The 26,173-nt window shown below is 73.9% G+C and carries 20 protein-coding genes; 14 read left to right on the forward strand and 6 right to left on the reverse strand.

Annotated elements, in window-relative coordinates; genetic code table 11:
• Positions 1-25: 25 nt before the first annotated feature.
• From ABD948_RS20755 to ABD948_RS20770, 4 genes are all read left to right on the forward strand, one after another.
• Positions 26-2,770, forward strand: a complete 2,745-nt coding sequence (locus ABD948_RS20755) for a bifunctional acetate--CoA ligase family protein/GNAT family N-acetyltransferase (RefSeq protein WP_345271789.1) — start codon at positions 26-28, stop codon at positions 2,768-2,770.
• 627 nt (positions 2,771-3,397) lie between these two features.
• Entirely contained in the window at positions 3,398-4,030 is a 633-nt protein-coding gene (locus ABD948_RS20760) for a LysE family translocator (RefSeq protein WP_345271790.1), read from the forward strand.
• Between the two features lie 22 nt (positions 4,031-4,052).
• On the forward strand, positions 4,053-4,655 hold the full coding sequence (locus ABD948_RS20765; RefSeq protein WP_345271791.1) for a DUF5998 family protein: 603 nt from the start codon (positions 4,053-4,055) through the stop codon (positions 4,653-4,655).
• A gap of 7 nt (positions 4,656-4,662) precedes the next feature.
• A complete protein-coding gene (locus ABD948_RS20770) occupies positions 4,663-5,802 on the forward strand; it encodes an alkaline phosphatase family protein (protein ID WP_345271792.1) in 1,140 nt (379 codons plus the stop codon).
• Here the strand turns inward: ABD948_RS20770 and ABD948_RS20775 are convergent.
• A complete protein-coding gene (locus ABD948_RS20775; protein ID WP_345271793.1) occupies positions 5,780-7,516 on the reverse strand; it encodes an AMP-binding protein in 1,737 nt (578 codons plus the stop codon). The two genes, ABD948_RS20770 and ABD948_RS20775, sit on opposite strands and share 23 nt — an antisense overlap.
• A 61-nt stretch (positions 7,517-7,577) precedes the next feature.
• Here ABD948_RS20775 and ABD948_RS20780 point away from each other — a divergent pair, with 61 nt between their 5' ends.
• Both ABD948_RS20780 and ABD948_RS20785 read left to right on the forward strand, forming a co-directional pair.
• Positions 7,578-8,231 (forward strand): thymidine kinase, encoded by a 654-nt coding sequence (locus ABD948_RS20780; RefSeq protein WP_345271794.1) that lies wholly within the window; start codon positions 7,578-7,580, stop codon positions 8,229-8,231.
• A gap of 28 nt (positions 8,232-8,259) precedes the next feature.
• Positions 8,260-9,090, forward strand: coding sequence for a sulfurtransferase (locus ABD948_RS20785; protein ID WP_345271795.1), 831 nt, complete (start codon positions 8,260-8,262; stop codon positions 9,088-9,090).
• 241 nt (positions 9,091-9,331) lie between these two features.
• On the opposite strand, the gene ABD948_RS20790 is transcribed toward ABD948_RS20785, so the two are convergent.
• Positions 9,332-11,347 (reverse strand): SDR family oxidoreductase, encoded by a 2,016-nt coding sequence (locus tag ABD948_RS20790; RefSeq protein WP_345271796.1) that lies wholly within the window; start codon positions 11,345-11,347, stop codon positions 9,332-9,334.
• Positions 11,348-11,421: 74 nt separating this feature from the next.
• Complete coding sequence (gene sepH, locus ABD948_RS20795) at positions 11,422-12,402, reverse strand: septation protein SepH (protein WP_345271797.1); 981 nt, start codon at positions 12,400-12,402, stop codon at positions 11,422-11,424.
• Between the two features lie 144 nt (positions 12,403-12,546).
• On the opposite strand from sepH, the gene ABD948_RS20800 reads away from it, so the two are divergent.
• Positions 12,547-13,167 (forward strand): trimeric intracellular cation channel family protein, encoded by a 621-nt coding sequence (locus tag ABD948_RS20800; RefSeq protein WP_345271798.1) that lies wholly within the window; start codon positions 12,547-12,549, stop codon positions 13,165-13,167.
• A 131-nt stretch (positions 13,168-13,298) separates the two neighbouring features.
• Here the strand turns inward: ABD948_RS20800 and ABD948_RS20805 are convergent, their stop codons facing one another.
• The gene (locus ABD948_RS20805; protein WP_345271799.1) at positions 13,299-13,478 is read right to left on the reverse strand and encodes a hypothetical protein; all 180 of its coding nucleotides are present in this window, start codon (positions 13,476-13,478) and stop codon (positions 13,299-13,301) included.
• 269 nt (positions 13,479-13,747) lie between these two features.
• Positions 13,748-15,091, reverse strand: a complete 1,344-nt coding sequence (locus ABD948_RS20810; RefSeq protein WP_345271800.1) for an LLM class flavin-dependent oxidoreductase — start codon at positions 15,089-15,091, stop codon at positions 13,748-13,750.
• Between the two features lie 173 nt (positions 15,092-15,264).
• Here ABD948_RS20810 and ABD948_RS20815 point away from each other — a divergent pair, with 173 nt between their 5' ends.
• Genes ABD948_RS20815 through ABD948_RS20830 form a run of 4 tightly spaced genes read left to right on the forward strand, consistent with a single transcriptional unit; the run spans position 15,265 to position 22,229 of the window.
• Entirely contained in the window at positions 15,265-16,773 is a 1,509-nt protein-coding gene (locus ABD948_RS20815) for a DUF3375 domain-containing protein (protein WP_345271801.1), read from the forward strand.
• Positions 16,770-17,552: a DUF4194 domain-containing protein gene (locus tag ABD948_RS20820; protein ID WP_345271802.1), complete on the forward strand. Its 783-nt coding sequence runs from the start codon at positions 16,770-16,772 to the stop codon at positions 17,550-17,552. The genes ABD948_RS20815 and ABD948_RS20820 overlap by 4 nt, the downstream gene beginning before the upstream one ends.
• Positions 17,549-21,022, forward strand: a complete 3,474-nt coding sequence (locus ABD948_RS20825; RefSeq protein WP_345271803.1) for an ATP-binding protein — start codon at positions 17,549-17,551, stop codon at positions 21,020-21,022. Before ABD948_RS20820 ends, ABD948_RS20825 begins: the two co-directional genes overlap by 4 nt.
• 13 nt (positions 21,023-21,035) lie before the next feature.
• A complete protein-coding gene (locus ABD948_RS20830) occupies positions 21,036-22,229 on the forward strand; it encodes a Wadjet anti-phage system protein JetD domain-containing protein (protein WP_345271804.1) in 1,194 nt (397 codons plus the stop codon).
• Here the strand turns inward: ABD948_RS20830 and ABD948_RS20835 are convergent.
• A complete protein-coding gene (locus tag ABD948_RS20835; RefSeq protein ID WP_345271805.1) occupies positions 22,206-23,786 on the reverse strand; it encodes an FAD-dependent oxidoreductase in 1,581 nt (526 codons plus the stop codon). The two genes, ABD948_RS20830 and ABD948_RS20835, sit on opposite strands and share 24 nt — an antisense overlap.
• Positions 23,787-23,864: 78 nt before the next feature.
• Here ABD948_RS20835 and ABD948_RS20840 point away from each other — a divergent pair, with 78 nt between their 5' ends.
• The 3 genes from ABD948_RS20840 (at position 23,865) to ABD948_RS20850 (ending at position 26,155) form a co-directional block, all read left to right on the forward strand.
• Positions 23,865-24,416, forward strand: a complete 552-nt coding sequence (locus ABD948_RS20840; protein WP_345271806.1) for a helix-turn-helix domain-containing protein — start codon at positions 23,865-23,867, stop codon at positions 24,414-24,416.
• Between the two features lie 24 nt (positions 24,417-24,440).
• Positions 24,441-25,136, forward strand: coding sequence for an SDR family NAD(P)-dependent oxidoreductase (locus ABD948_RS20845; protein WP_345271807.1), 696 nt, complete (start codon positions 24,441-24,443; stop codon positions 25,134-25,136).
• 80 nt (positions 25,137-25,216) lie between these two features.
• Positions 25,217-26,155, forward strand: coding sequence for an NADP-dependent oxidoreductase (locus ABD948_RS20850; protein WP_345271808.1), 939 nt, complete (start codon positions 25,217-25,219; stop codon positions 26,153-26,155).
• Positions 26,156-26,173: the final 18 nt, after the last annotated feature.

Here is a 26,173-nt window from a genome sequence, read left to right on the forward strand (position 1 = left end):
CCTCGGCGCAGGCTAGATTTTCACCGTGACCACGCCCCCCACCCCGCACGAGCCCGCCCCGAGCGGTGAGGTGGGCGAGGACGAGCCGCCCCCCGCCCCGACGCACTGGGAGGCCGACGTCCTGCTGCGCGACGGCCGCACCGCCCACATCCGGCCGATCCGTCCCGAGGACGCCGCCCTGCTCGTCGACTTCTACGCCCGCGTCTCCGACGAGTCGAAGTACTACCGGTTCTTCTCGCCCATGCCGGTGCTCTCCGCACGCGACGTCAAGCGCTTCACCCAGGTCGACCACGTGCGCCGGGTGGCGTTCGTGCTCCTGCTCCAGGGCCGGATGATCGCCGTCGGCCGCTACGACGCCGACCCGAAGACCGAGGAGCCCGAGGCCGAGGTGGCCTTCCTCGTGGAGGACGAGCACCACGGCCGCGGCATCGCCCAGCTGCTGCTCGAGCACCTGGCGCAGGCCGGGCGCGAGCGCGGCATCGAGACCTTCCACGCCGAGGTGCTGCCGGACAACAACCGGATGATCCAGACCTTCCGCGACGCCGGCTACCACGTGGCCAGCGGCTACGAGGACGGCGTCATGGTGCTGGAGTTCTCCATCGACCCCACCGAGACCGCCATCGGGGTGATGCGCGGGCGCGAGCACCGCGCCGAGGCCGCCTCGATCGAGCGGTTCTTCAACCCGCGCTCGGTGGCCATCATCGGCGCCAGCCGCCGCCAGGACACGATCGGCCAGACGCTGGTGCGCAACCTGGTCACCGGCGCCTACACCGGCCGGGTCTACGTGGTGAACCCGACGGCGGCCGCCGTCTCGGGCATGCCGGCCTACAAGTCGGTCAACGACATCCCCGACGACGTCGACGTCGCCATCGTCGCCGTGCCGGCCGAGGCCGTGCCGGACGTCGTGCTCGACTGTGCTGCCAAGGGCGTGCACGGGATGATCGTGATCTCCTCGGGCTTCGCCGAGACCGGCGACGAGGGCCGTCAGCGCCAGCGGCACCTGCTGGGGCTCTCGCGCTCCTACGGCCTGCGGCTGATCGGCCCCAACTGCCTGGGCATCATCAACACCGACCCCGGCGTCTCGGTCAACGCCTCGCTCTCCACGATCATGCCGGCCCGCGGCCGCGCAGGCTTCTTCTGCCAGTCCGGTGCGCTGGGAACCGCCATCCTGGAGAAGGTGCGCAACCGGGGCCTGGGCCTCTCCACGTTCGTCAGCGCCGGCAACCGCGCCGACGTCTCCGGCAACGACCTGCTGCAGTACTGGGAGGAGGACGACTCCACCGAGGTCGTGCTGCTCTACCTGGAGAGCATCGGCAACCCGCGCAAGTTCTCGCGGATCGCGCGCCGGGTCTCGCTGCGCAAGCCGATTATCGCGGTCCGTTCGGGCCGCGCCACCCAGGGTGTGCCCATGGGGCACGCGGTGCGCCGCATCGAGGCGCCCGCGCAGGCCGTCGACGCGATGTTCCGCCAGGCCGGCGTCATCCAGGTCGACACGCTCGAGGAGATGTTCGACGTCGCGCAGCTGGTCGCCCACCAGCCGCTGCCCCGCGGGCGCCGGGTCGCCGTCGTCGGCAACTCCGACGCGCTCGGCCTGCTGGCCGCCGACGCCGCCGCGGCCGCCGACCTGGTGGTCGGCTCCTCGGTCTCGCTGGGCGCCGAGGCCACGGCCGAGGACTTCGAGGACGCACTCGACGCCGCCATCGACGACCCCGAGATCGACTCGGTGATCGCGGTCTACATCCCGCCGCTCAACGTCTCCGGCGAGGACGTCGCCAACGTGCTGGCCGCAGTGGGGGAGCAGTCCGACAAGCCGCTGGTCTCCTCGTTCCTGGGTGCCGAGGGGGTGCCCGAGCTGCTCCGGGTGCCGGACGTCGCCGGCTCCACGGCCGGTCGCGGCTCGGTGCCCTCCTACCCGGCCGTCGAGGCCGCGGTGCGGGCGCTGGCGCGCGTCGTCGAGTACGCGCTGTGGCTGCGCACCCCCGACGACCCGGCGCTCGACCCCGCCGTCGTCGACCTCGACGCCGCCCGCACGGTGGTGCAGGAGGCGCTCTCGGCCAGCCCCGAGGGAGCCGTGCTCGACGCCGGGCAGACCCGTCGGCTGCTGGGCGCCTACGGCATCGAGGTCTGGGAGTCGCTGCCCGTGGGCACGCTGCGCGAGGCGCAGGCCGCGGGCAAGGCGCTGGGCTGGGACGTCGTGCTCAAGGCCAGCGCCGAGTCCTACCGGGAGCGCCCCGACCTGGCCCACGTGTGGCGCAACATCGACTCCGCGACCCAGATGCGCGACGCCTGGCGCTCGCTCAACGAGATCATCGACCGCCCCGAGAACGCGGCGTTCGTGGTGCAGCGCACCGCGCCGCCGGGCGTGCCGGTGGCGGTCCGCAGCATCGAGGACCCGCTGTTCGGCCCGGTGATCTCCTTCGGGATCGCCGGCCCGATCATCGAGCTGCTCTCCGACAAGTCCTACCGGATCCCGCCGCTGGGCCACCGCGACCCGGCCGCCATGGTGCGCGAGGTGAAGGCCTCCCCGATGCTGTTCGGCTACCGCGGCTCCGAGCCGGTGGACGTCGGCGAGCTGGAGCGGCTGATCAGCCGGGTCGCCCAGTTGCAGAACGACCTGCCCCAGGTCTCCCACTGCCAGCTGCCGCTGGTGCTCGCCGGCGGCGCCGGCGCCTCGGTGCTCACCGCGGCCGTCAAGGTGGCGCCCGTCAATGACCGCCCCGACTCGTTCGTGCGGCGGATGCCGGACCTGGTGGACACCATCCCGGGCTGAGTGACTGTTGTGCCGGGTCGGTGTCTTGTGGTGGATGTGCCCGCGCCGGTAGCACGGCCGGTCTCCCCGTCAAGGACCTCACTGCGTTCGGCCGCTTCGCGGTGGCCTGCGGCCATCCGTTGACGGCGAGCCTCGTCGGCCGTGCTGTTGGCCGGCACTGGGGCGGCGGCAGGCCGCCGCCCTCCAGGCGCGGGCCCCTCCGGGCCCGCCCCTGTCCCGCGTGGTGAGACCCGGACCGGACTTGTCGGCCCGAACCCTCACTTGTCGGCCAACGCGTTGGCCGACAAGCTGCACAACGGGCCGACAAGTCCCCGGTTGGTCCCGCATCCCGAGACAGATGACCCGATCAGGGCCTGGTGCGGGCCCGGAGGGCCCGCGCCCTGCGGGGCGGCGGCGGAGCCGCTGCCCCTGAGTGCCGCCCCAGCCGTCCGGCCGAGGCTCGCGGTCAAGGATCGGCGGAGCCGACCGCGTAGCGGGAAGAGCGCAGCGGAGCTCCTTGACGGCGAGAGTCGGACGGCTACGCGGCGCGCGCCCACACCCAGCACAAGACACCGACCGCACCGCAGCCCGCCGCCCGCAGCCCGAAACCCGGTGCGAGGCGGTGCCGCCAGCCGCCATCATTGGCCCATGCCCAGCCACAGCCAGTGGGCCGCCTTCCTGGTGGCCAGCATCCTGTTCATCCAGGTGCCGGGGCCCAGCCTGCTGTTCACGCTGGGTCGTGCGCTCACGGTGGGGCGGCGCGACGCGCTGCTCTCGGTCGTGGGCAACGCGCTGGGCCTGGTGGTGCAGGTGCTGTGCGTGGCGGTCGGGCTGGGCGCCGTGGTGGCGGCCAGCGCCACCGCCTACACCGTGCTGAAGGTGGCCGGCGCCGCCTACGTCGTCTACCTCGGCGTGCAGGCGATCCGGCACCGGGGCGACGCGCGGGCGGCGCTGCTGGCGGGGGAGCGCGCTCCCGAGCGCACGGGTCGCTCGCTGGCCACGGGGTTCACCGTGGGCGTCACCAATCCCAAGACCATCGTGTTCTTCGTGGCCTTCCTGCCCCAGTTCACCGACCCCGGCGCCGCGGCCGCGCCGCAGGTGGCCCTGCTCGGGCTGGTCTTCGGGCTGCTCGCCGTCTGCTCCGACAGCCTGTGGGCCCTGGCAGCCGGTCGGGCGCGCGACTGGTTCGCCCGGGAGCCGCAGCGCCTCGACCACCTGGGCGCCGCGGGCGGCGTGATGATGATCGGGCTGGGCGCCACCCTGGTGGCCGCGGACGCGTGAGGTCGGTGACACACTGAGCCGCATGCCGAGGTCCCAGCGCCCCTCCGAGGTCCACGACGAGCACGACCAGAGTCGTGATCTGCGCCGCGCCATCGACCGCACGGGCTACTACCCGGAGGTGGTGGCCGACGGCGTGCAGGGCGCGGTCGGCGGCGAGCCCGTCGCCGCGTACTTCGTGCACCACGAGCCCACCTTCGAGCGCGACGAGGTGCGTCGTCACCAGAGCGTCGTCGTGCTGACGCCGAGCCGGCTGATCCTGGCCCACACCGACGAGCACGCCCCCGACGACCTGCTGCCCGAGCCCTACACCTCCACCTCCACCGAGTCGGTGCGGCTCAGCTCCATCACCTCGGTGGTGGTGACCCGGATGACCGCCAACCCGACCTCGGGCCCCAAGCGCCCGGCCGAGGCGGTGCTCACCATCGGCTGGGGCGGCGTGGCGCGCGTCGACCTCGAGCCGGCCGGCTGCAGCGACCCCGAGTGCGACGCCGACCACGGCTACACCGGGGTGCTGAGCTCCGACGACTTCTCGCTGCGGGTCTCCGCCGCGGCCGACGGCACGGACGCCGTCAACGGCCTGCTGGCCTTCGCCGACGCACTCTCGGCCCGCACGCACGCCGGCTGACCCGACGGTGACCACCCCCGCGGAGGCCGCTTTCGTCGAGCCGCGCTACGGCGACCGCTCGCTGGGCGACGTCCTGCCGGCGGTCGGACGCGCCCTGGGACTCGGCGTGCCCGGGCCCACCGGCCTCGAGCTGCCGCCCGCCTCGGCCTACGTGGTGCTGCTGGTCGACGGTCTCGGGGCGCAGCTGCTCGAGCGGCACGCGCACGCCGCGCCCTACCTGGCCTCGCTCCTGGCGGGTGACCACGGGCAGGAGCCGATGACGGCGGGCGTGCCCTCCACCACGGCCACCAGTCTGACCTCCCTGGGCACGGCGCTCACCCCGGGCACGCACGGCTTGGTCGGCTTCACCGCGCGCGTGCCCGGCAGCGGCGAGCTGCTCAACCACCTCTTCTGGGACCGCGACGTCGACCCGCTCGAGTGGCAGCCGCATCCCACCGCCTTCAGCACGCTGCGTGCCGCCGGCGCCTCGGTCACCGTGGTCAACCAGCGCGCCTTCGATGGCACCGGCCTCACCGTCGCCGCCCACCGCGGCGCCACGTTCGTGGGTGCCGACAAGGTGGGGGAGCGGATCGCCGCCGCCGTGCACGCCGCCCGCGAGCGGCCCTCGCTCACCTACCTCTACGACGCCGACCTCGACTGGACCGGGCACCGGTGGGGCGTGGCCTCCAGCCAGTGGCTCATGCAGCTCTCGATGATCGACGCCGAAGCCGAGCAGCTGCGCGAGGCGCTGCCTTCCGACGTGCGCCTGGTGGTGGTGGCCGACCACGGCATGGTCGACTCGCCGGCCGGCAGCCGCGTCGACGTCGACGACCACGCCGAGCTCTCCGACGGCGTCAGCCTGCTGGGCGGCGAGGCGCGCTTCCGGCACCTGTACTGCCGGCGGGGGGCGCAGGACGACGTCGTCGCCGCGTGGTCGGCGGTGCTCGGCGAGCGCGCCGACGTGCTGAGCCGCGAGGACGCGGTGCGGCGCGGGTGGTTCGGTGCCGTGGACGCCGCCGTGCTGCCGCGCCTGGGCGACGTCGTCGTGGCCTGCCGGGGCGACCTCGCGGTCGTCTCCACCACCCACTTCCCCTACGAGCACTCACTCGTGGGGCTGCACGGGTCGTTGACGCCTGCGGAGATGCTCATCCCAGTGCTGGTCGACTGACCACACCCTCGCGCCCGTGCTCGGCGAAGGCGGCCTCGAGCGCGCGCCGGCGCACGTCGTCGAGGGGCCGGTATCGACGTGCGGCGGCGTCCCACTCCCACACGGGGTCGGCGGTGGTCCACAGCTCGCGGCGCAGGCGCGGCTTGTCGACCTTGCGCGTGGCGGTGACGGGCAGCTGCCGGCTGACGCGCACGAGCGTGGGGCGTGCCTTGGCGTGCAGGTCGGGCTGGGCGTCGACGAACGCGGCGAGCGCCGCCGGGTCCAGGCCACGCTCGGCCGAGGCGTCGTCGAGCTGCAGGCAGGCCATCACCCGGTCACCGGTGCGGGGATCCGGCGCCGGGTAGACCGCCGCCAGCGCGACGCCGGGCAGCCGCGCCAGCACCCGTTCCACCGGGGCGGCCGCGAAGTTCTCGGAGTCCACGCGCAGCCAGTCGGCGGTGCGCCCGGCGAACCAGAACCAGCCCTGCTCGTCGACGTAGGCCAGGTCGCCGGTGTGCACGTCGTCGCCGCGGACCTTGTCGGCCGTGGCCGCCGGGTGGGCGTAGTAGCCCTCGAAGCGCGCCGCCGCTCCGACGGCGACGATCTCGCCGACCGCCTCGTCGGCGTTGAGCAACCGTCCCTCGGGCGAGAGACGGGCGGGTGGGCAGACCGAGCCGTCGGGTGCGCGGACCTCGCACGGGGTACCCGGGCCGGGAACCCCCAGGGCACCGGGCGGCGTCTCGGCGGTGCGGCGGATGGAGCAGACACCCTCGGAGGAGCCGTAGGACTCCACGACGGGGCAGCCGTAGCGACGGGTGAACTCGCCCTGGTCGCGGGCCGAGGCCTCGGTGCCGAAGACGAAGCGCAGCCGGGTGGAGGCCTCGCGGGGGTCCTCGGGTTGCGCCAGCACGTAGGCCAGCGAGCGGCCGACGTAGTTGGCGTAGGTGGCGCCGGTGGAGAGCAGGTCCTCGAGGAACCCCGAGGCCGAGAAGCGGCGCCGCAGCGCCCAGGTGGCACCCGCAGGCAGGCACGGACCCCAGGACGCCATGAGCGCGTTGCCGTGGAACATCGGCATCGCGTTGTAGGCGACGTCGTCGCGCTCGAGACGCAGCGGGGTGAGCTGGCACAGGACCGCGAAGCGCCCCGTGGAGCACACCACGGCCTTGGGGGCGCCGGTCGAGCCCGAGGTGAACAGCAGCATCAGCGTGGTCGTGGGGTCGAGCGCCGCGGCCGACGGCGCGACGGGTGCGTGGGCGTGGGTGGCCAGGGCGGTGGCGTGCTCACCCTCCCCGGTCTCGCTGTCGTCGCCGTCCAACATCACCACTCGGCGCGCGCCGTGGTCGACGCCGTCCAGCGCCAGAGAGTGCGAGGGGTCGACCAGCAGCAGGTCGACGTCGGTGGCTCGCAGGTCCGCGGCCAGGCCGGCGCCCCTCCGCGTGGGGTTGACCCCGACGAGGGTGGCTCCGCTCAGGGCGGCGCCCACCAGCAGGAACAGGTACTCCGGCGTGTTGTCGCTCAGCACCCCGACGTGCCAGGGGCGTTCCGAGCGCGGTTCGGTGCGCTGGCGCTCGGCGGTGAGCCACGCGGCCCGCACCGCACCCTGGGCCACCACCTCGCGCCAGGACCAGGTGCGCTCCTCGAAGAGCAGACCGGGAGCGTCGTCCTCGGCGCGGGCGAGCAGCAACGACGCCGTCGTCGCGTGCTCGGGCGCTGGCGTGGTGGGCTGCGCGTCCATCGCCCCTGCCTACCACCCACGGACTGCCACCGACCAGGGGTGCAGGTGGCAGGATGCGCGGGTGGCGGAGCTGACCTTCTGGACCGGGAGCATGGACTCGGGCAAGTCGACGCTGGCCCTGCAGACCAACCACAACCACGCTGCACGCGGCCGCGTCGGTCGCATCTTCACTTCCCACGACCGCGCCGGCGAGGCCGTCGTCTCCTCCCGCCTGGGCCTGACCCACGACGCCGAGGAGGTGCACGACGGCCTGGACTTCTGGCGCTACGCCGTCGACGCCCTGACCCGCGGCGCCCGCATCGACTACCTGATCTGCGACGAGGCGCAGTTCTACACCGCCGAGCAGGTCGACCAGCTGGCCAAGGTGGTCGACGAGCTGCAGATCGACGTGTTCTGCTTCGGCATCCTCACCGACTTCCGCACCCGCCTGTTCCCCGGGTCGGCCCGGCTGGTGGAGCTCGCCGACCGCACCGAGGTGCTCCAGGTCGAGGCGCTGTGCTGGTGCGGCAAGCGTGCCACCCACAACGCGCGCACCGAGGACGGCGTCATGGTCACCGAGGGCGAGGTGATCGTGGTGGGCGATGTCGACGACCACGCAGGTCCGCCCGCCGAGGTGGCCTACGAGGTCCTGTGCCGCCAGCACCACCGGCGCAGGCTGACCGCCGCGCGGGCGCACGCCGTCAGCCTGGCGCCCGACCCGCTGCCCTTCGGCTGACGCCGGGTCGCTTGGCAGGATGGGGGCCATGGCCTCCCCGCTCATCTCCACCGCCGAGCTCGACGAGCTGCTCGGGCAGCGCGATGCCGTCACCGTGCTCGACGTGCGGTGGCGCATGGGCGGGCCCCCGGGAGCGGAGGCGCACGCGGCCGGTCACGTGCCGGGCGCTGCCTACGTCGACCTCGAGCGCGACCTGGCCGCCCCCGCCGCCTCACCGGTCGACGAGCGCGGGCGCCACCCGCTGCCGACCCTGGAGGCCTTCGGCGCCGCGATGCGCCGGGCCGGCGTGCGTGCCGACCGGCCGGTCGTGGTCTACGACGACTGGCAGGGCCGCGCGGCGGCGCGCGCCTGGTGGCTGCTGCGCCACCACGGGCACGACCGCGTGCGGGTGCTCGACGGCGGGTGGTCGGCGTGGGTGGCCGACGGCGGCGCGGTGCAGACCGGCGCGGTGCTGGTGCCGCCGGGCGACTTCGAGCCCGGACCGGGGCGTCTGCCCGTGGTCGATGCCCAGGCGGCCACCGCCGTCGACGTGCTGGTGGACGCCCGCGAGCCCGAGCGGTACCGCGGCGATCACGAGCCCGCGGACCCGGTGGCCGGTCGGGTGCCGGGTGCGGTCAACCTGCCCACCTCGGTGAACCTGCGCGCCGACGGCCGCTTCCGCAGCCCGGTCGAGCTGGCGGCGCTCTACGCCGTCGAGGGCGTGACCCCCGAGGAGTCCGTCGCCGCCTACTGCGGCTCCGGCGTCACCGCCACCCACGACCTGCTGGCCATGGAGCTGATCGGCGTCACCGCGGCCCTCTACGCGCCCAGCTTCAGCGGGTGGGTCTCCGATCCCGAGCGCCCGGTCGAGCGGGGCTGATCACCCGGTGAACGAGTCCCACTACCGGTGATCGAGTAGCGCCGTCCCGAGGAACGAGGGACGGGGCGTACCGAGATCCCTGTCGGCCGGGCGCCCTCCGGTGAGGGGCCTGCTCGGTCTTGTTCTCGCGCATGCGGGGGTCTCGGTACGCCGGGTCGCGGGTTCGTTCCTCACCCGCGCCGGCTACTCGACCTTCGCGAACGACGTGACGCCGCTCGTTCCTCGCGGCGTCACTGTTCGCTCACCAGTGGACGCCCTTGAAGAGCCGGGCGAGCATGATCTGCTCGCTCTCGCGCGCACCCGCCTCGCCGGAGCCGACGGCGCCCTTGGCGGCTGCGGAGTCGGGGAAGACGTGGTAGGCCATGTTGAGCACCCGGAAGGCTGCCTTGGGGGCCACCGTGTGGGCGATGGCGCCGGCGTTGCCCAGCAGGGTGTTGATCTCGTGCGGCTTGTCGACGATGCCGCGGATCACCGAGTCGGCGGCCTGCGCCGGTGAGATGGTGGGGAACTTGTCGTAGAGCTTGGTGGGCGCGATCATCGGCGTCCGCACCAGCGGCATGTGGATGTTGGTGAAGGTGATGCCGTTGCCGACGACCTCGGAGGCCACCACGTTGCTCCACGAGTCGAGTGCCGACTTGGAGGCCACGTAGGCCGAGAACCGGGGCGGGTTGGTCTGGACGCCGATCGAGGAGATGTTGACGATGTGGCCGGACTTCTGGCGGTGCATCGCGGGCATCAGCCCCATCACCAGCCGGATGGCGCCGAAGTAGTTGAGCTGCATCGTGCGCTCGAAGTCGTGGAAGCGGTCCTGCGAGAGCCGCAGCGAGCGCCGGATGGAGCGCCCGGCGTTGTTGACGACGACGTCGACCGAGGGCAGGTCGTGGGTCAGCTGCTCGCAGAGCGCGTCGATGGCCTCGAGGTCGGAGAGGTCGCAGGCGTAGACGTGCGCCCTGCCACCGCGCAGCTCGATCGTCGCCTTGGTCTCCTCCAGCTTGTCCTTGCCGCGCGCCACCAGCACGGGCACGCCGCCCGCCTGCGCCACCTTCAGGGCGGTGACCTGGCCGATGCCGGAGGAGGCTCCGGTGATGACGACGTGCTTGCCCGAGAGCGCTGCTCTGATCTTGGGGTCGCGACCGGTGCTCTCGTCGAGGTTCTCCTCCCAGTAGCCCCACAGCGTGCGGGCGTAGGACTCCAGGTCGGGCACGGCGACGCCGGAGCCGACCAGTGCCCGCTCGGTGCGTCGGGAGTCGAACACCGGGCGGAAACCGGTGTGGGCCAGCACCTCTGCGGGGATGCCGGCCCGGCCGACGGTCTGGTCGAGCAGCGCCTGCACGGCGCGGTTGCGCAGCAGACCCTGGGCGAGGTTGCCCGGGCGCAGCTGGCGCGGCAGCAGGGCCAGGGGGCCGCGTGAGCCGAGGTCCACGGGCACCGCGAAGCGAGGTGCGCCGGCAGCGGCGCAGAGCGCGTTGACGACGTCGACCGTGGGCTGGGGCTCGGGGTTGACGAGGTGGAAGGCCTCGCCGTCGCGGTTGGCCAGGTGCGCGATGTGGTCCATCGCTTGCACCACGTAGTCCACCGGCACCACGTTGGTCTGCCCCAGGTCGACCCCCACCAGCGGCAGCCACCCCGGCAGCACGTCGCGCATGGCCTTGAGCAGCGGAAAGAAGTAGTAGGGACCGTCGACCTTGTCCATGGCGCCGGTCTCGGAGTGCCCCACGACGATCGCGGGCCGGTAGACGCGCCACGGCACCTGCGTCTGGTCGCGGACCAGCTGCTCGGACTCGAACTTGGTGCGGTGGTAGGGCGAGGGCAGGGTCTGCCCCTCGTCGAACATCGACTCGTCGAACATCCCGCGGAACTCGCCTGCGACCGCCACCGAGGAGACGTGGTGCAGGATGCCCGCTCCCAGGGCACCGGCGAGGTCGATGGCGTGGCGGGTGCCCGCGACGTTCATCGCGTCGTTCGTGGCGTCGTCGGCCGTCATGTCGTAGACGGCGGCCACGTGGAAGAAGTGGTCGACCGACCCGGCGTGCTCGGAGACCCACGCGGGGTCGACGCCGAGCGCCGGCTCGGTGAGGTCGCCGGTGACCAGGTGCACCCGCTCGGCGTCCGCACCCCAGCGACGGCGCAGGGTCTCCATCCGACCTCGGGACCCCTCGCGGACGAGCACGTGCACCTCGCCGGTGCGCTCGGCCAGCAGGTGCTCGACGAGGTGGCGGCCGATGAAACCTGTGGCGCCGGTCACGAAGTAGGACATGGGCGGAGCCTACGGCGTCCGCGGCCTCCGCGGCAGGCTCAGCCGGGGCAGATCAGACAGGCAGGTCAGGCAGGTCAGCGGTCGCCGCCGCCGAACATGATCTCGTCCCAGCTCGGCACCGAGGCCCGCCCGCGCTTCTTCTGCACCGGACGGCGGGGCGGCTCCTCCGCCGCGGGCTCGTCCTCGGTGGCGTCGCGATCGTCGTCGCGGTCCGCGGTCGGGACGGGCTGACCGGCGGGTGTCGCGGCGCTGCCGGCCGGCCCGAGGTCGAGGGCCGGCTGCTCCTCGGCGTCGGCGTCGACGCGCTCCGGGGCTGGGTCGGGGTCGGCGAGGATCTCGAGCACGTCGTCGCCGAGCTCCTCACCGGGCGTGACGTCGCTGCCCAGCGGTACCTCGTCGGCGACGGCGGCGAGCCTGCGGCGTCGCGCCGAGAGGTCGTCGTGCGCGGGTGCGGTCGCGACGGCACCGGCGGGCTCGGTGACCGTCTCGCCCACGAGCCAGCGGGCGTCGTCGTCCTCGAGGGTGACGAAGTTGCCGGGGACGTCGTAGCTGAAGGTGGCGATGCCCTGGCGCTCCGGGGTGGCGTAGCCGCCGATGAGGGTCCACCGCCCGTCCTCGCGACGCCAGGCGTCCCAGTCGACACCGCCGGGGTCGACGTCGCGGGCACGCAGGTGCGCGGAGACGGCCTCGCCGAGGGTGCGGGCACCCTCGCCGCCGCGGCGCAGCGAGGAGGCCATGGCGCGCTGGGCGACGTGCTCGCGCTCCGCCAGGACCGGGCCCGCGTAGACCATGATCTTCTCCACCGACGAGCCCGCGGCCTGGGCGAGTGCCTCGGCCGACTCGCCGGCGCGGATGCGGGCCTGGATGTCGCGGGGGCGCAGTGCGCTGTCCATGGGGTGCTCCTGGGGGCCGGGACGTGACGACCCACCGGCGGGGACGCCGAGGGCTGAGCGCAGGGCAGGGGTGACCGGGAGCGTGTGCTCGCGGCCCTCCTCGTCGACCAGGCGGAGCTCGCGGCCGTCGTCGCTCGCCCCGGCGAGCGTGAGGTGGGCCATCGTGAGCTCTCTGCGGTCGGTTGGGTGCTGGAGGGTGGTGCCTGCGGTTCTGCCCGACCCTACGCCAGCCGCAGGCCGGGGGAGCGGCACCGCGCGGGGCGAGCCCGCGGACCCCGGGTCGCCGACCGCGGATAGCCTGCGGCGGTGCCCACGCTCCTGGTGACCCTCGACCTCGTGGGCATCTTCGTCTTCGCCGTGGCCGGCGCGCTCGTGGCGGTCCGCAAGGAGCTCGACCTCTTCGGCGTGCTGGTGCTCGCGGGCGTGACCGGCCTGGGCGGAGGGTTCCTGCGTGACGTGCTGATCGGCGCCGTGCCACCTGCCGCGCTCGCCGACTGGCGCTACCTGCTGGTGCCGGTGACCGCCGGGCTGCTCACCTTCGTCTTCCATCCCGCGGTAGGGCGACGCGAGCGCGCCATCGACGTGGCCGACGCCTTCGGGCTCTCGCTGTTCTGCGTCGTGGGGGCCCTGAAGGCGGTCGAGTACGGCCTGGGCCCGCTGCCGGCGGCGCTGCTGGGCATGATCACCGCGATCGGCGGGGGCATGACGCGCGACGTGCTCGTGGGCCGGGTGCCGGTGGTCTTCCGCGGCGAGCTGTACGCGACGCCGGCGCTGGCCGGTGCCGCCGTGGCCGTGCTGGCCGAGCGGGTGGACTCCGCGGCCACCGAGGGGGCGCTGGCGGGTGCCGCGGTGTGCCTGGTGTGGCGGCTGCTCGCGATCCGTCGCCAGTGGCGGGCGCCGATGCCGCGGGGCCCCGCCAGCGTGTGACCGGGCGGGTGTCGGGCGGGTGTCGGGCGGGGTCGTGCTGCCGGGTGCCCTCGGGGGGTACCTGACCGCCAGGCCGCCGCGTCACCACCCCCCTACGTGCGGGGCTGCCGCCGCTGGTGGAGTCCCCTCCGTCACCCCCCTGACGCGGAGGGGGCTCCCTGGGTGCCGGACGACGCGGCGCTCTCCTCGTCGAGGCGCAGCACCGCGGCGAGCTGGGCCAGCAGCTCCTTCTCGCGGGTGCGACGGTCGACGTGCCACGCCCCGGCGCGCCGGGTGGGCTCGGGCGGGGGGAGGGGGATACCCGGCGTCATGGGCTAACTCCAACGGCGAAGGCAGCGGGGGGGCAGGCGAGGGAGGGTGCGGCGGAGCGGGTGGAACGGGGGGACTGGGAGAGCGGTGGAGGCCTACCGGGAGTCCGATCGCGCTTCCCCCCTCGGCGCTCCGGACTCCCGGCGTGGATCGTAACGTTGCACAAACCCTCCACGTCACGAACGGCGCGAGCTGGACCAGACCGGTTCGTTGTGGTCGACCCGTCCTCAATAGACCCGACGGGCGCAGCCGGCCTGCTCGGCGCGCGGGCTCAGCGGGTGACGAGGGTCGGCGCCGGAGCCTCGGCGAGGCCGAGGTGCTCGCGCAGGGTCGTGCCCGCGTAGGACTCGCGGAACAGCCCGCGGCGGCGCAGCTCGGGCACCACCAGGTCGACGAAGTCGTTGAACGTGCCGGGCGACTGGGCGCAGGAGAGCATCCAGCCGTCCGCCTCGCCGCCCCGGAACCCGTCCTCGATCTGGTCGGCGACGTCGGAGGCGGTGCCCACGAACTGGGGGAGCATGACGCCCTGGGCGTACAGCTTGCCCACGTCGCGCAGGGTCAGGCTGTCGCGGTCCGAGAGTCGCTTGGCGAGGTCGAAGAGCCCCTGGCTGCCGCCGACGCTGACCTGCTCGAGCGGGATGTCGAGGTCGTACTGGGAGAAGTCGTGGTCGGTGTGCACCGAGAGCGTCATGAGTCCCGAGATCGGGTCGGCCAGCTCGTTGTGGAAGGCCTGCTTCTCGCGCGCGATCGAGGCGGTCTCGGCGACGAAGGGGACGAAGGCCGGCAGGATCTTCACGTGGTCGGGGTTGCGCCCGGCGTCGCTGGCGCGGCTCTTGACGTCGTCGTAGTAGGCGCGACGGCCCTCGGGCGTCGGGTCGATCTCGAAGATCGCCTCGGCCCAGCGGGCGGCGAAGTCCTTGCCCTTGCCCGAGGACCCCGCCTGGATGAAGACCGGTCGCCCTTGGGGGGAGCGCGGCGTCGGCAGCGGGCCGCGCGTCTTGTAGAAGAGCCCGTCGTGGTCCGCGGCGTGGATCTTGGCCGGGTCGGCGAACACCCCGGACTCCTTGTCCTGCACGAGCGCGTCGGCGTCCCAGCTGTCCCAGAGCTTGATGGCGGCCTCGACGAACTCCTGCGCACGGTCGTAGCGCAGGTCGTGGTCGAGGGCCTGCTCGAGCCCGAAGTTGCGCGCCTCGCCCGAGCTCAGGGAGGTGACGATGTTCCAGGCCACGCGCCCCTGGCTGAGGTGGTCGAGCGTCGCGAAGATGCGCGCGAGCTCGAAGGGATGGAAGTAGGTGGTGCTCTTGGTGATCGCGACGCCGAGGTTCCGCGTGACCGCCGCGATGCTGGTGGCGACCAGGCTCGGGTCCAGCGTCGCGCTGGCCTGGGTGCCGCGCCGGACGGCTTCCCGGTAGTCCCCGCCGTAGTTGGTGGGCACCGCCAGCAGGTCGGCGAAGAAGACGAAGTCGAAGGTGCCGCGCTCCAGGATGCGACCGATCCGGTGGTAGTACTCGGGCGCCAGGAAGTCGGGGTCGGAGGCGGGGTGGCGCCAGGCGGCGTGCGAGTGGGTCACCTGGCTGGCGATCATGAAGCCGCCGAGGTGGAGCTGTCGGGTCATGTGTTCCTCCTGCTGGGGAGTGGACTCTGTTAATCAGTAACTTGACCAAAGTACTACAGATAAGTCGCCACCGGGTCTGCGGACCGTCGGTGGCGCGTGGAACGATGCCCACCGTTCCGGGAGGGCACCGGAGCGCCGAGGCCGCAGTCCGGACGTCAGGGAGGGGTGTCGCGATGAGTGAGGTCGCCGGTGAGCTGGCGCGCGTCAAGGACGCCTTCGCCCAGCCCACCCTCACCCTCCTGCACCAGCGTCAGGCGCCGGTCGTGATCAGCGTCTTCCGGGCCGCCTTCGGGCGCAGCAACACCCCCATCCCCACCGCACGGCTGCACGCCCAGGTGGAGGACCACCTCGCGCAGGTGCGCCTGGCCGGTGAGCCCGAGGGCGACCTGCCCAGCGGCAGCGGGCGCGACCTGTGCCAGCGCTGGATGCGCGGCCAGTGGCTGGTCCGCTCGCTCGACGACGCCGGTCACGAGGTGTACGCGCTCACCTCGCACGCCCAGCAGGCGCTCGAGCTGGTCAAGAACCTCACCCGCGACCGCGCGACGCTCAGCGAGCACCGCATCGCCACGATCCTCTCCACCGTCCGGCGCTTCAACGCCGAGGCCAACCCCGACCGGTCGGCCCGGGTGGGCATCCTCAACGCCGAGATCGCCCGCCTGCAGGCCGAGCGCGACCGGCTGGTCGACGGCGCCGAGATGGTGAGCGCCACCGAGGACTACATGCTCGAGGGCTTCACCGAGCTGCTCTCCCTGATCTCGGCACTGCCCAGTGACTTCGCCCGGGTCGAGGAGCGCTTCGCCCAGATCCGCGCGGAGGTGCTGGCCTCCTTCCGGGCCGAGGACCGCCCCGCCGGCGAGGTGATCGACGACTACCTCGACCGCGCCGACGCGTTGCTGACCGCCACCCACGAGGGCCGCGCGTTCGAGGGTGCGTTCGCGCTGCTGCGCGACGACGGCCTGGTCACCCAGCTGCGCGAGGACCTCACGGCGCTGCTCGAGCACCCGGTCTCGGACCGGATCCTGGGCGAGGCCGACCGGGGTGAGCTGCGCGGCACCGTGCGCCTGGTGCGCGACGGCCTGGACCGGGTGCTCACCCAGCGCTCGCGGGTCACCGCCACGCTCAAGGAGTACATCGTCAGCCACGACGCCGTGCGCGACCGCGAGCTCGAGCAGGTGTTGCGCCAGGTCGAGTCCGAGCTGATGGCCTGGATGGCCACCACGGGTCCGCGCGCCACCCACGACGTCGCGCTGCTGCCGGCCCGCGTCGGCGTCGAGCACCTGCGCGAGCGGTTCCACGACCCGGCCGACGACACCCCGCCCGAGCCCATCGCGACGACCTCCGGCGAGGCCGCGCCGGGGCTCTCGCTCGCCGAGCTCAAGGCGCAGGGCGGCCCTCAGCTCACGCCGCTGCGGCGCCGGCTCGAGGAGGCGCTGCACTCCTTGCACCCGGCCGCCTCCCTGGGCGAGCTCTTCGAGAGACTCGAGCCCTCGCTGCGCCGTCCGGTGGAGATCTTCGGGCTGCTGCACCTGGCCGCGCAGCACGGCTGGGACGCCGCGGGCGAGGCCGAGCAGTGGCGCGCCGTGCGCCCCGACGGCTCGCGCCGCACCTTCGCGGTGCCGCGCACCGACCTGCCCGACCCCGACCTGGACCTGACCGGCCAGCACCACCCGGAGCACGCATGAGCACCGACACCGACCACACCGACCTGCTCGACGACGGGCTCGACGACGGGCTCGACGACGGGCTGGGCACGCACCCCGACGAGGACGACCTCGCCCCGCTCGACGAGCGCTCGGTCTCGCTGTTCGAGGGCGACGAGGGCGGGCTCGAGCACGCCCAGCGGGTCGCGCTGGTGGCGCTGCTCAAGCAACGCTTCATCTCCGCGCGCACCCACCCGCGGGACTGGCAGGTGCTGGTGGAGCACGAGCGGGTCCTGCGCTCACGCCTCAACGACCTCTTCCTCGAGCTGCAGGTCGACCGCGTCCGCGAGGTGGCCTGGAAGCGCCAGGCCACCTCCGAGACCGGCGCCCGGTTCCCGACGCTGCTCTACGACGCCGCGTGGTCGCGCGAGGAGACGCTCGTGCTCGTCCACCTGCGCGACCGGCTGCGCGCCGGGCTGGCCAGCGGCGACGCCCGCGTCTTCGTCGACCGCGACGACATCCTCGACCACGTGCAGAGCTTCCGCCCCGCGCACGCCACCGACGAGGCTGGCGACGAGAAGCGGGCGCGCAACGCGGTGGCCGGGGTCATCAAGGCGGGGTTGCTGATCGGTGCGCCGCAGGACGACCGCTACGAGATCAGCGAGGCCGTGGAGCCGCTGCTGCCGCTGGAGGTGCTCGCCGAGCTGCTCGAGGCGCTGCGCCGCGCCAACGGGGCCGAGCCCGCGGAGGCGGCGCCGGCGGCGGAGGCCGACCTGTTCGAGGAGCCCGCCGACCAGCCCGAGCCGCAGGAGGCCCGATGAGCATCGACCTCGAGACCGAGCTGGACGCCGAGACCGGCGAGGGTCTCTTCGACCGCGCCGAGGTCGCCACCCCGGCCGACGGCACCGTCCAGTGGCGCGCGAGCCTGATGCAGCTGGTCAACTGGGGCGGCTTCGGCGGTCTCACCGCGGTGCCGCTGGGTGGCGACGCCACGATGATCAGCGGTGCCTCCGGCGTCGGCAAGAGCACCATCCTCGATGCCTACACGGCGCTGATGATGCCCTCGGACACCAAGTTCAACGGCGCCTCCAACGACGCCGTCGCGGGCCGGGCTCGCGGCGTGGGGCAGCGCAACCTGCTCAGCTACCTGCGGGGTGCGGTCGACGTCGTCGACGACCCCCGCACCGGCCGCCCGGTCGAGAAGCTGCTGCGCGGCAAGGGCGCCGACACCTGGGGGGCGGTGGCGATGACCTTCGTCAACGACCTCGGCGGTCGCTTCACCGCGCTGCGCACCTACTACGTGCCGCGGCGGGCCGCCCGCTCCAGCGAGGTGCAGATGCAGCTGGTCACCCACGAGGGTGCCCTCGACCTGGCCGTCCTCGAGGTCGCGGTCCCCGAGCGCTTCCACGCCACGACGCTCAAGAAGCTCTTCCCGGGGGTGCGGGTGCATCGCACCTACGCCGAGTTCTCCGCGGTCCTGCACGCCCGACTGGGCATCGGTGCCAACGGCGACGGCGCCAAGGCGCTGCGACTGCTCGCACGCATCCAGGCCGGCAACCAGGTGCGCAGCGTCGACGAGCTGTACAAGGACATGGTCCTGGAGCGACCGGCCACCTACGGGGCCGCCGACCGCGCCATCGAGCACTTCGACGACCTCGACGCCGCCTACGCCGCGATGCGCACCGAGGAGGCCAAGCTGCAGCTGCTCGAGCCGATCACCGCGCTGCACGAGCGCCGCGTCCGTGCGGGGGACCGCCTGGCCGAGCTCGACGCGTTCGGCGTCACCGCCACCGGCGACACCCCGCTGCGGCTGTGGCTGCTGCGTCACCACCTGCGGCTGCTCGCCGCCGCCACCGAGCGCAACCGGCAGGGCCGGGCGGCGACCTCCGAGCAGCTGGTGGCGGCCCGGGCGGAGGAGACCCGCGGTGCCGCCGACCTCGAGGCCGCCAAGGAGGCGCACCGCGCGGCCGGCGGCGGCGACCTGCAGGCGCTCGCCGCCCAGGTCGAGCACGAGCGGGTGCGGCGCGAGCAGCGTGCCGCCCGCCTGGCCGAGCTGGAGGAGCGGGTCTACCCCATCGTCGGCCTCACCGAGACCGACGCTCCCGACCTGGAGTCGGCGCTGGAGTCCGCGGCGGCCTTCGCGCTGCTGCAGGAGACCGCCCGCGAGCGGCTGGCCGCGGGCGAGGCCGAGCAGGCCGCCCTGCGCACCGAGCGCGACGAGGTGCGCGACCGGCTGGTGCCGTTGAAGAACCGGCAGGGCGAGCTGCGCCGCGAGCGCGAGTCGCTCGAGCACCGCGCGGGCCGGGTGCCCGCGCACCTGCACGAGATGCGCGCCCTGGTCGCGCAGGCCAGCGGCCTCGGTGTCGAGGAGCTGCCGTTCGTGGCCGAGCTGATCGACCTGCCTCCCGCCGAGGCGCAGTGGCGCACCGCCGTGGAGACCGTTCTCGGCGCCACCGCCCGGGTGCTGCTGGTGCCGGCCCACCGGCTCGGTGAGTTCTCACGCGCCATCGACGGCCTGCGGCTGCCGGGGCGGATCACCTTCCAGGGAGCCGAGCTCGACCTGCCCGACGCCGGCGCGCAGGACCCCGACCGGGTGGCCGGCAAGCTGCTGCACCAGGAGTCCCCGTTCCGCGGCTGGGTGCAGCGGCACGTGGCCGAGTCCTCCCGCAACGCGCTCTGCGTGCCCGACGCCGCCGGCCTGGAGGGACCGGGCCTGCGCGTCACGCAGGCCGGCCAGACCCGGCACGGGCGGCGCGGCACCCACGGCCGCTCCGACCAGCGCAACATCATCGGCTTCTCCAACGAGGAGGCGATCGCCGAGATCGACGAGCAGCTGGTGGCCCTCGAGCAGCAGCTCCAGCAGGTCGACGCCGCCCTGGCCGAGCTGGACCGTCGCGCCCGGGTGGGCGACCTGCGCCGCCAGGCGCACGACGCCATCGCCCTGGTGCGCTTCGACGACGTCGACGTGGTGGGCAGTGACCGCCGCATCGCCGACCTCGAGCAGCGCCGCAGCGACATCCTCACCTCCGACGACCGGCTGCAGGCCCTGCAGGCCCAGATCGACGGTCTCGAGCAGCAGCTCGACGCCACACGGACTCGTCGGTTCGGGCTCGAGCAGGAGCAGCGCCGGCTGGGCCAGGAGCACCTCGAGCTCGTGGACTCCGAGGACCTCGTGCAGGACCGGCTGGAGGCGATGGAGCGCGCGGGCAGAGCAGTGCTCACACCCGAGCAGGACACCGCGCTGCGCGCCGAGCTGGCGGCTGCCGTTGAGCCGGCCGACCCCGACGACCTCGACCGCTTCACCGAGCACTCGCACCGGCTCGCCGAGCGCCTGCGCGGGGCCGTCGGCGAGGCCGAGGCCGAGATCCGTCGCGCCGAGGACGAGCTGGCCGGCATCTTCCGGATGTACAAGTTCCAGTGGGACTCGCCCAACCTGGGCGCCACCGCCGACTCCTACGCCGACTACGCCCGCATCCTGGAGGAGATCCGCGGCACCGGGCTGGCCGGGCGCCGCTCGGAGTGGCGGCGCCGCCTCACCGAGTGGAGCGGGCAGGACCTCGTGCCGCTGGTGGGCGCCATGGCCGCCTCGGTCGAGGAGATCGAGGACCGCCTGGAGCCGATCAACGCCATCCTGCGTCGTCTGGAGTTCGGCGCCACCGGCGACCGGCTCCGGATCCGCCTGCGGCGGCTCGCCCCGGCGCACGTGCAGGTGTTCATGCGCGACCTGCGCGCACTCTCCGCCGGCACCACCGCCGAGCTCGCCGAGGCCGAGCTGGAGCAGCGCTTCGAGCAGCTGAGCCGGTTCATGGCCCAGCTGCGCTCACCCGCCCAGGGTGGTGAGGCGCTCAGCGACCGCGACCGGCTGCTCGACGTGCGCCGGCACGTGGAGATCAGCGCCGAGCGCTACGACCACCTCACCGGTGAGCTGCGGGCCACCTACCGCACGCTCGGCGAGAAGAGCGGCGGAGAGAGCCAGGAGCTGGTGGCGTTCATCGTCGGCTCCGCGCTGCGGTTCCGCCTCGGCGACGAGATGCGCTCGCGGCCCCGCTTCGCCCCGGTCTTCCTCGACGAGGGCTTCGTCAAGGCCGACTCCGAGTTCGCGGGTCGTGCCGTGCAGGCCTGGCGGGGGCTGGGCTTCCAGCTGGTGGTGGGCGTGCCGCTCGACAAGGTGACCGGCCTCGAGCCGCACATGGACGAGCTGCTCGCCATCACCAAGGACGCCGCCACCCACCAGGCGTGGATCACGCCGATCCGCGACGCCGAGCCGGCGCGGGCAGCCGGGCCCGCCTGAACGGGACACCGCCGTGCTGAGCCCCGAGGAGGCCCGGGCGCAGGTGCGTCGTCGGCTGGAGGCGCGCTGGCACAGGCTGCTGACCAAGGCGGAGCCCTGGTCGCCGCAGGTGCCCCTGGGCTCCTCGGGCCTGCGGGGGCGCACGCTGGCCGCGCAGTGGCCACAGGTGCACGCCTGGGCCCTGCGCTGGGTCGACGCCGAGCGGGCGTTGCCGCCGGGTGTGCGCCTGGTGCGGCGCGAGGACGTCCGGGTGCACGGCACCGTCCAACCGCTCCCGGCGCTCCTGGAGGTGGCCGACCTCGACGCCGCCGCCGCGCTCGCGGGGGAGGAGTGGCCGGCACGGTTGCGGGCCGCGCAGGCACGGCTCGCCCTGCTGCGCGCACAGCTGCCCGCGTTGCGTGACCGCCCGTGCGAGCCCGCGGACCTGGCCTCGCTGCTGCGGGCGCTCGAGCGGCGCGACGACCTGCACGTGGCACGGCTGCTGCGCGCCGCGCACTGGCTGACCCTCCACCCCACCTCGGGGATCTCCGCGCGCCAGGTGCCGGTCGAGGGGCTGGGCACCAAGTGGCTCGAGCTGCACGCCGGCGACCTGCGGCGCCTGCTCGGCCGCGAGGAGCTCGGGCTGGTGCACACCCGGCCGCGTCGCGTGCACCTCACCTACCTCGACCCCGGGCACCGTGCGGCAGGGCGCCGCCGGCACGACGTCGTCACCGAAGGCGACGTCGAGACGCTCGCCTACCGGCCCCGGGTCGTGGTGGTGTGCGAGAACCGCGAGAACGCCCAGGGGTTCGCACCCGTGCCCGGTGGGGTGGCCGTGGAGGGTGACGGCAACGGCCCGGGCCTGCTCGCCGACCTGGCGTGGGTGCGCGAGGCTCGACCGCTCTGGTACTGGGGCGACCTGGACGCCCGCGGGTTCGAGATCCTGCACGGCTACCGTGCCGCCGGCCTGCCGGCACGGTCGTTGCTGATGGACCTCGCCACGTTCGAGCGCTGGCAGCACCTCGGGGTGAGCCACGACGAGCGCGGCGCCGAGATCCGGCCGCGCACCGCGCGTGACCTGCCTCTGCTCGAGACGCCCGAGCGCGGGCTGTACCGCGGGTTGTGCTCGCCCGACTGGAACCGGCCGCGGCGTCTGGAGCAGGAGTACGTGCAGGTCGCCGAAGCCGCGGCGCTCGTCCTCTCCTCACTCGACGCGCTGGAGCAGTAGCACCCCGTCGCGCACGTGGGCGGTGTGACCCGCGTGCTCGCCGTCGGGGGCGGCCGCCTCGCGCTCGCGCACCTCGTCGAGGACGACCCGCCACCGCGCGTCGTCGTCGAAGCCGAGGCCGGCGACGTCCTCCCGCGGCATGTGCGGGTGCTCGTGACCCTCGCGCCAGGCCCACGGCGGCACGTCGTCCTGGCTCTCCATGACGTGCGAGACCAGCAGCAGGTGCCCGCCGGGGCGCAGCCGTGCGGCGGCGCGCTGCAGCACCTCGGCTCTTGGGAACTCGAAGGGGGCGTGGAAGAACGAGGCGGTCACCAGGTCGAGGTCGGGGAGGTCGTCGGCGGTGGGCTGCCAGCGGGCGAGGTCGCGCGCCAGCCAGCGCACCCGATCCCCGACGCCGCGCGCCTGCGCCGCCGCAGCGCCGCGCTCGACGGCGGCCTCGGCGATGTCGACGGCGGTCACGCGCCATCCCCGCTCGGCCAGCCAGACGGCGTCGCCGCCCTCGCCGCAGCCCAGCTCCAGCACCTCGCCGGGCTCGAGCGTGGACACCACGGACGCCGTGGCGGCATTGACCCGCCCCGACCACACCTGCTCGTGGCGTGCGTAGTGCCCGTCCCAGAACTCGGTGGCCGCACGCTGCTGCGCGTCGTCGAGGTCCTCGCCGACCAGCGCGCCGTTGACGGCGGAGCCGGTGAGGACGCCGGCCGCGCTCGACATGGGCACGTTGGCCATCGGGTTGACGAGGTTGCCGATGCCCCACACGCGCGGGTGGCTGGTGCGCCCCATCTGGTCGACCTGCACGAACTCGCCCACCGGGGTGGCCGAGCGCTCGAGCCCCAGGTCGGCGAGGAAGCCGTCGTGGGGCTCCATCGGCGCACCGACGAAGAGCGCGTCGAGCGCCACCTCGGTGCCGTCGTCGAGCCGGACACCGCGCAGCTCCTCGTCGTCGCCCAGGACCTCGGACACCGGGGTGTCGACGACCTCGACGGCAGCAGCGCGCAGCCGTTGCTGCACCGCCGGCGCCAGCGGCCCGAGCGCGCCGGTGAAGACGGTGAGGCGCGGCGTCCACTGGGTCAGCAGCTCGGCCTGGTGCAGGCCGACCTCCAGCAGGAGCAGGAGCCCGAGACGCTGCTCGCGGACCTCCCAGCCGTGGCAGTAGGGGCAGTGCAGCACGTGCCGGCCCCAGTGCTGCTGCAGACCGGGCAGGTCAGGCAGCAGGTCGCGGGCGCCGGTGGCCGCCACGAGGTGCCGGGCGGACAGGCGCTCGCCGTCCTCGGTGCGCACCTCGACGGTGCGACCCGCGTCGGCCACCGAGGCCGCACGGGCGTGGCGCACCTCGACGCCGTAGCGCGCCACCTCCTCCAGGCCGCGCGTGCGCAGCTCGTGCGGCGGGATCCCGTCGTGGCCCAGGACGGTGTGCATGTGGGCGGCGAACCGGTTGCGGGGCGTGTCGTCGTCGAGGACGAGGACGCGACGGCGGGAGCGTCCCAGGGTGAGGGCCGCGCTCAGGCCGGCGGGGCCGCCGCCGGCGACGATGACGTCGTACGTGGTGTTCTCCATGCGTCCACTGTGCGCGTCGTTCGCTGATGTGGCAAACTATCTTGCGGAAATGGCAAACAGATGACGTGGAGGAGCGGCATGGACGAGCTCGACCAGGTGGGACCGCGACTGCGTGCGGCCCGCCACGCGCGCGGGATGACGCTGGAGCAGCTGGCCGAGCTGGCGCAGATCTCGCCGAGCACCCTCTCGCGGCTCGAGAGCGGCAAGCGCCAGGCCAGCCTGGAGCTGCTGGTGCCACTGACCCGCAGGCTCGGCATCCGCGTCGACGACCTGCTGCCGCAGGAGGTGCCGGACCCCCGCGTCCGGAGGCCGGTGATCCACCGCGACGGCATGGTGATCGTGCCGCTCGCGCCCGAGGGCGCCTCGGTCGGCACCTACAAGATCACCTACCCGCCGCGCAGCGAGGCGCCGGAGCCCCGCGTGCACGACGGCTTCGAGTGGCTCTACGTGCTCAGCGGCAAGCTGCGGCTGGTGCTGGGCGAGCGAGAGCTGGTGCTGACCCGCGGCGAGGCGGCGGAGTTCGACACCCGTACCCCGCACAGCCTCTCGGCCGCCGGCGGCAAGCCGGCCCAGGTGATCAGCATCTTCAACCACGAGGGTGCCCGCCTCCACGTGCACGAGGCCGAGTAGCAGCGCCCGGGGTAACGGGGAGGCATGGAGCTCGAGGGTGCACGCACGCTGGTCGTCGGCGCAGGTGGCGGGGTGGGGGCACCGCTGAGCCGGGCCCTGGTGGAGGCCGGTGCCCGCGTCGTCGGCACCGGCCGCGACCCCGGGTCGCTGGACGAGCGGGTGCCGGGACTCGAGGCGGTGCTGGCGCTCGACCTGCTCGACGTCACCGCCGCGCGTGCCGCGGTGGACGAGGCGGCAGAGCGTCTGGGCGGGCTCGACGTGGTCGTGGTCGCCAGCGGCATCGCCGGGTTCGGCGCCGTCGAGGAGCTCGACGACGCCGTGGCCGAGCAGCTGGTCGCCGTCGACCTGCTCGGACCGATGACGGTGTGCAGCGCCGCGCTGGCGCACCTGGCCGACCCCGGCCAGCTCGTCGTGCTCAGCGCGATCCTGGCCGACCAGCCGATGGCGGGCATGGCCGCCTACAGCGCCACCAAGGCGGGGCTGAGCGGCTTCCTCCAGGCGCTGCGCAAGGAGGTGCGGCGCCGCCACGTGGGCGTGCTCGACGTGCGGCCCCCGCACATGGAGACCGGTCTGGCCGACCGCGCGATCGCCGGTGAGCCGCCGCGGATGCCCGCTGGGTACGACGTCGACGCGTTCGTCGAGCTGGTGCTGCGCGGCATGCGGGAGGACTCCTCCGAGCTGGTCTGGGACCCGCGGGAGAAGGGGCTCGTCCTGCGCTGACCGTGCGCCGGGTGAGTCACCTCACGACGCTGGAGCCGCGTCGGCGGAACACCCGGCGTGCTCACGGTGCTGTGCCTCGTATGCGAGCCATCAGCTACGACCAGTACGGCACCCCCGACGACGTCCTCACCGTGGGCGAGCTCCCCGATCCCAAGGTGGGTCCGGGCGAGGCCCTCGTGGAGGTGCGCTCCGTCGGGATCAACCCCGTGGACTGGAAGCTCGTCGGTGGTGGGCTCGACCCGCTCATGGAGGTGCGCTTCCCGGTGGTCCCGGGGTGGGACGTCTCCGGCGTGGTGCGCGCCGTCGGGCCCGACACGCCGGAGGTGGCCGTCGGCGACGAGGTGCTGGCCTACGCGCGCAAGGACTGGGTGCAGGCGGGCACGCTCGCCGAGCTGGTCACGGTGCCGGCCAGGGCCCTGGCCCGCAAGCCCGCCGAGGTCGACTTCGACCGTGCCGCGGCGCTGCCCCTGGTGGGGCTGACCGCCGCCCGCACGCTGATCGACCACCTGCACGTGGGGGAGGGCGATGTCGTGCTGGTGCACAACGCCGCCGGCGGCGTCGGTCGCCTCGGCGTCCAGATCGCCCGCGAGCTGGGCGCCGCCCGGGTCATCGGCACGGCGTCCGAGGCCAACCACGACCGTCTGCGCGAGCTGGGTGCCGAGCCCGTCACCTACGGCGAGGGCCTCGCCGAGCGCGTGCGGGGGCTGGCGCCCGAGGGCGTCGACGCCGTCGCGGACTTCGTGGGTGGCGTCTGGGAGGTCACGCAGGCGGTGCTGCGCGAGGGCGGTCGTCACGCGTCGATCGCCGACCACGGCGAGCCCGCGGTCGCCGACCACATCGTGTGGGTGCGACCGGACGGCGAGCGCCTGGCGTGGCTGGCCGGGCTGGCGGCCGACGGCCGGCTGGAGATCGACGTCGCCGGCGTGCACGAGGGCCTGGAGTCGGTGCCCGCCGCCTTCGCCGAGAACGAGCGCGGGCACGGTGGCGGCAAGCTCGTGGTGCGGGTCAGCACCGACTGACAGCACCGACTGACCTGT

The sequence above is a fragment of the Nocardioides nanhaiensis genome (genome assembly GCF_039542785.1).
Lineage (GTDB): Bacteria > Actinomycetota > Actinomycetes > Propionibacteriales > Nocardioidaceae > Nocardioides > Nocardioides nanhaiensis.

What these genes read in the sequence shown, in the direction of transcription:
- ABD948_RS20760 (WP_345271790.1), top strand. Translation starts at nt 3,398, where the DNA reads ATGCCCAGCCACAGCCAGTGGGCCGCCTTCCTGGTGGCCAGCATCCTG.
- ABD948_RS20765 (WP_345271791.1), top strand. Translation starts at nt 4,053, where the DNA reads ATGCCGAGGTCCCAGCGCCCCTCCGAGGTCCACGACGAGCACGACCAG.
- ABD948_RS20775 (WP_345271793.1), bottom strand. Translation starts at nt 7,516, where the DNA reads ATGGACGCGCAGCCCACCACGCCAGCGCCCGAGCACGCGACGACGGCG.
- ABD948_RS20785 (WP_345271795.1), top strand. Translation starts at nt 8,260, where the DNA reads ATGGCCTCCCCGCTCATCTCCACCGCCGAGCTCGACGAGCTGCTCGGG.
- ABD948_RS20790 (WP_345271796.1), bottom strand. Translation starts at nt 11,347, where the DNA reads ATGTCCTACTTCGTGACCGGCGCCACAGGTTTCATCGGCCGCCACCTC.
- sepH (WP_345271797.1), bottom strand. Translation starts at nt 12,402, where the DNA reads ATGGCCCACCTCACGCTCGCCGGGGCGAGCGACGACGGCCGCGAGCTC.
- ABD948_RS20805 (WP_345271799.1), bottom strand. Translation starts at nt 13,478, where the DNA reads ATGACGCCGGGTATCCCCCTCCCCCCGCCCGAGCCCACCCGGCGCGCC.
- ABD948_RS20810 (WP_345271800.1), bottom strand. Translation starts at nt 15,091, where the DNA reads ATGACCCGACAGCTCCACCTCGGCGGCTTCATGATCGCCAGCCAGGTG.
- ABD948_RS20815 (WP_345271801.1), top strand. Translation starts at nt 15,265, where the DNA reads ATGAGTGAGGTCGCCGGTGAGCTGGCGCGCGTCAAGGACGCCTTCGCC.
- ABD948_RS20820 (WP_345271802.1), top strand. Translation starts at nt 16,770, where the DNA reads ATGAGCACCGACACCGACCACACCGACCTGCTCGACGACGGGCTCGAC.
- ABD948_RS20825 (WP_345271803.1), top strand. Translation starts at nt 17,549, where the DNA reads ATGAGCATCGACCTCGAGACCGAGCTGGACGCCGAGACCGGCGAGGGT.
- ABD948_RS20835 (WP_345271805.1), bottom strand. Translation starts at nt 23,786, where the DNA reads ATGGAGAACACCACGTACGACGTCATCGTCGCCGGCGGCGGCCCCGCC.
- ABD948_RS20840 (WP_345271806.1), top strand. Translation starts at nt 23,865, where the DNA reads ATGGACGAGCTCGACCAGGTGGGACCGCGACTGCGTGCGGCCCGCCAC.
- ABD948_RS20845 (WP_345271807.1), top strand. Translation starts at nt 24,441, where the DNA reads ATGGAGCTCGAGGGTGCACGCACGCTGGTCGTCGGCGCAGGTGGCGGG.
- ABD948_RS20850 (WP_345271808.1), top strand. Translation starts at nt 25,217, where the DNA reads ATGCGAGCCATCAGCTACGACCAGTACGGCACCCCCGACGACGTCCTC.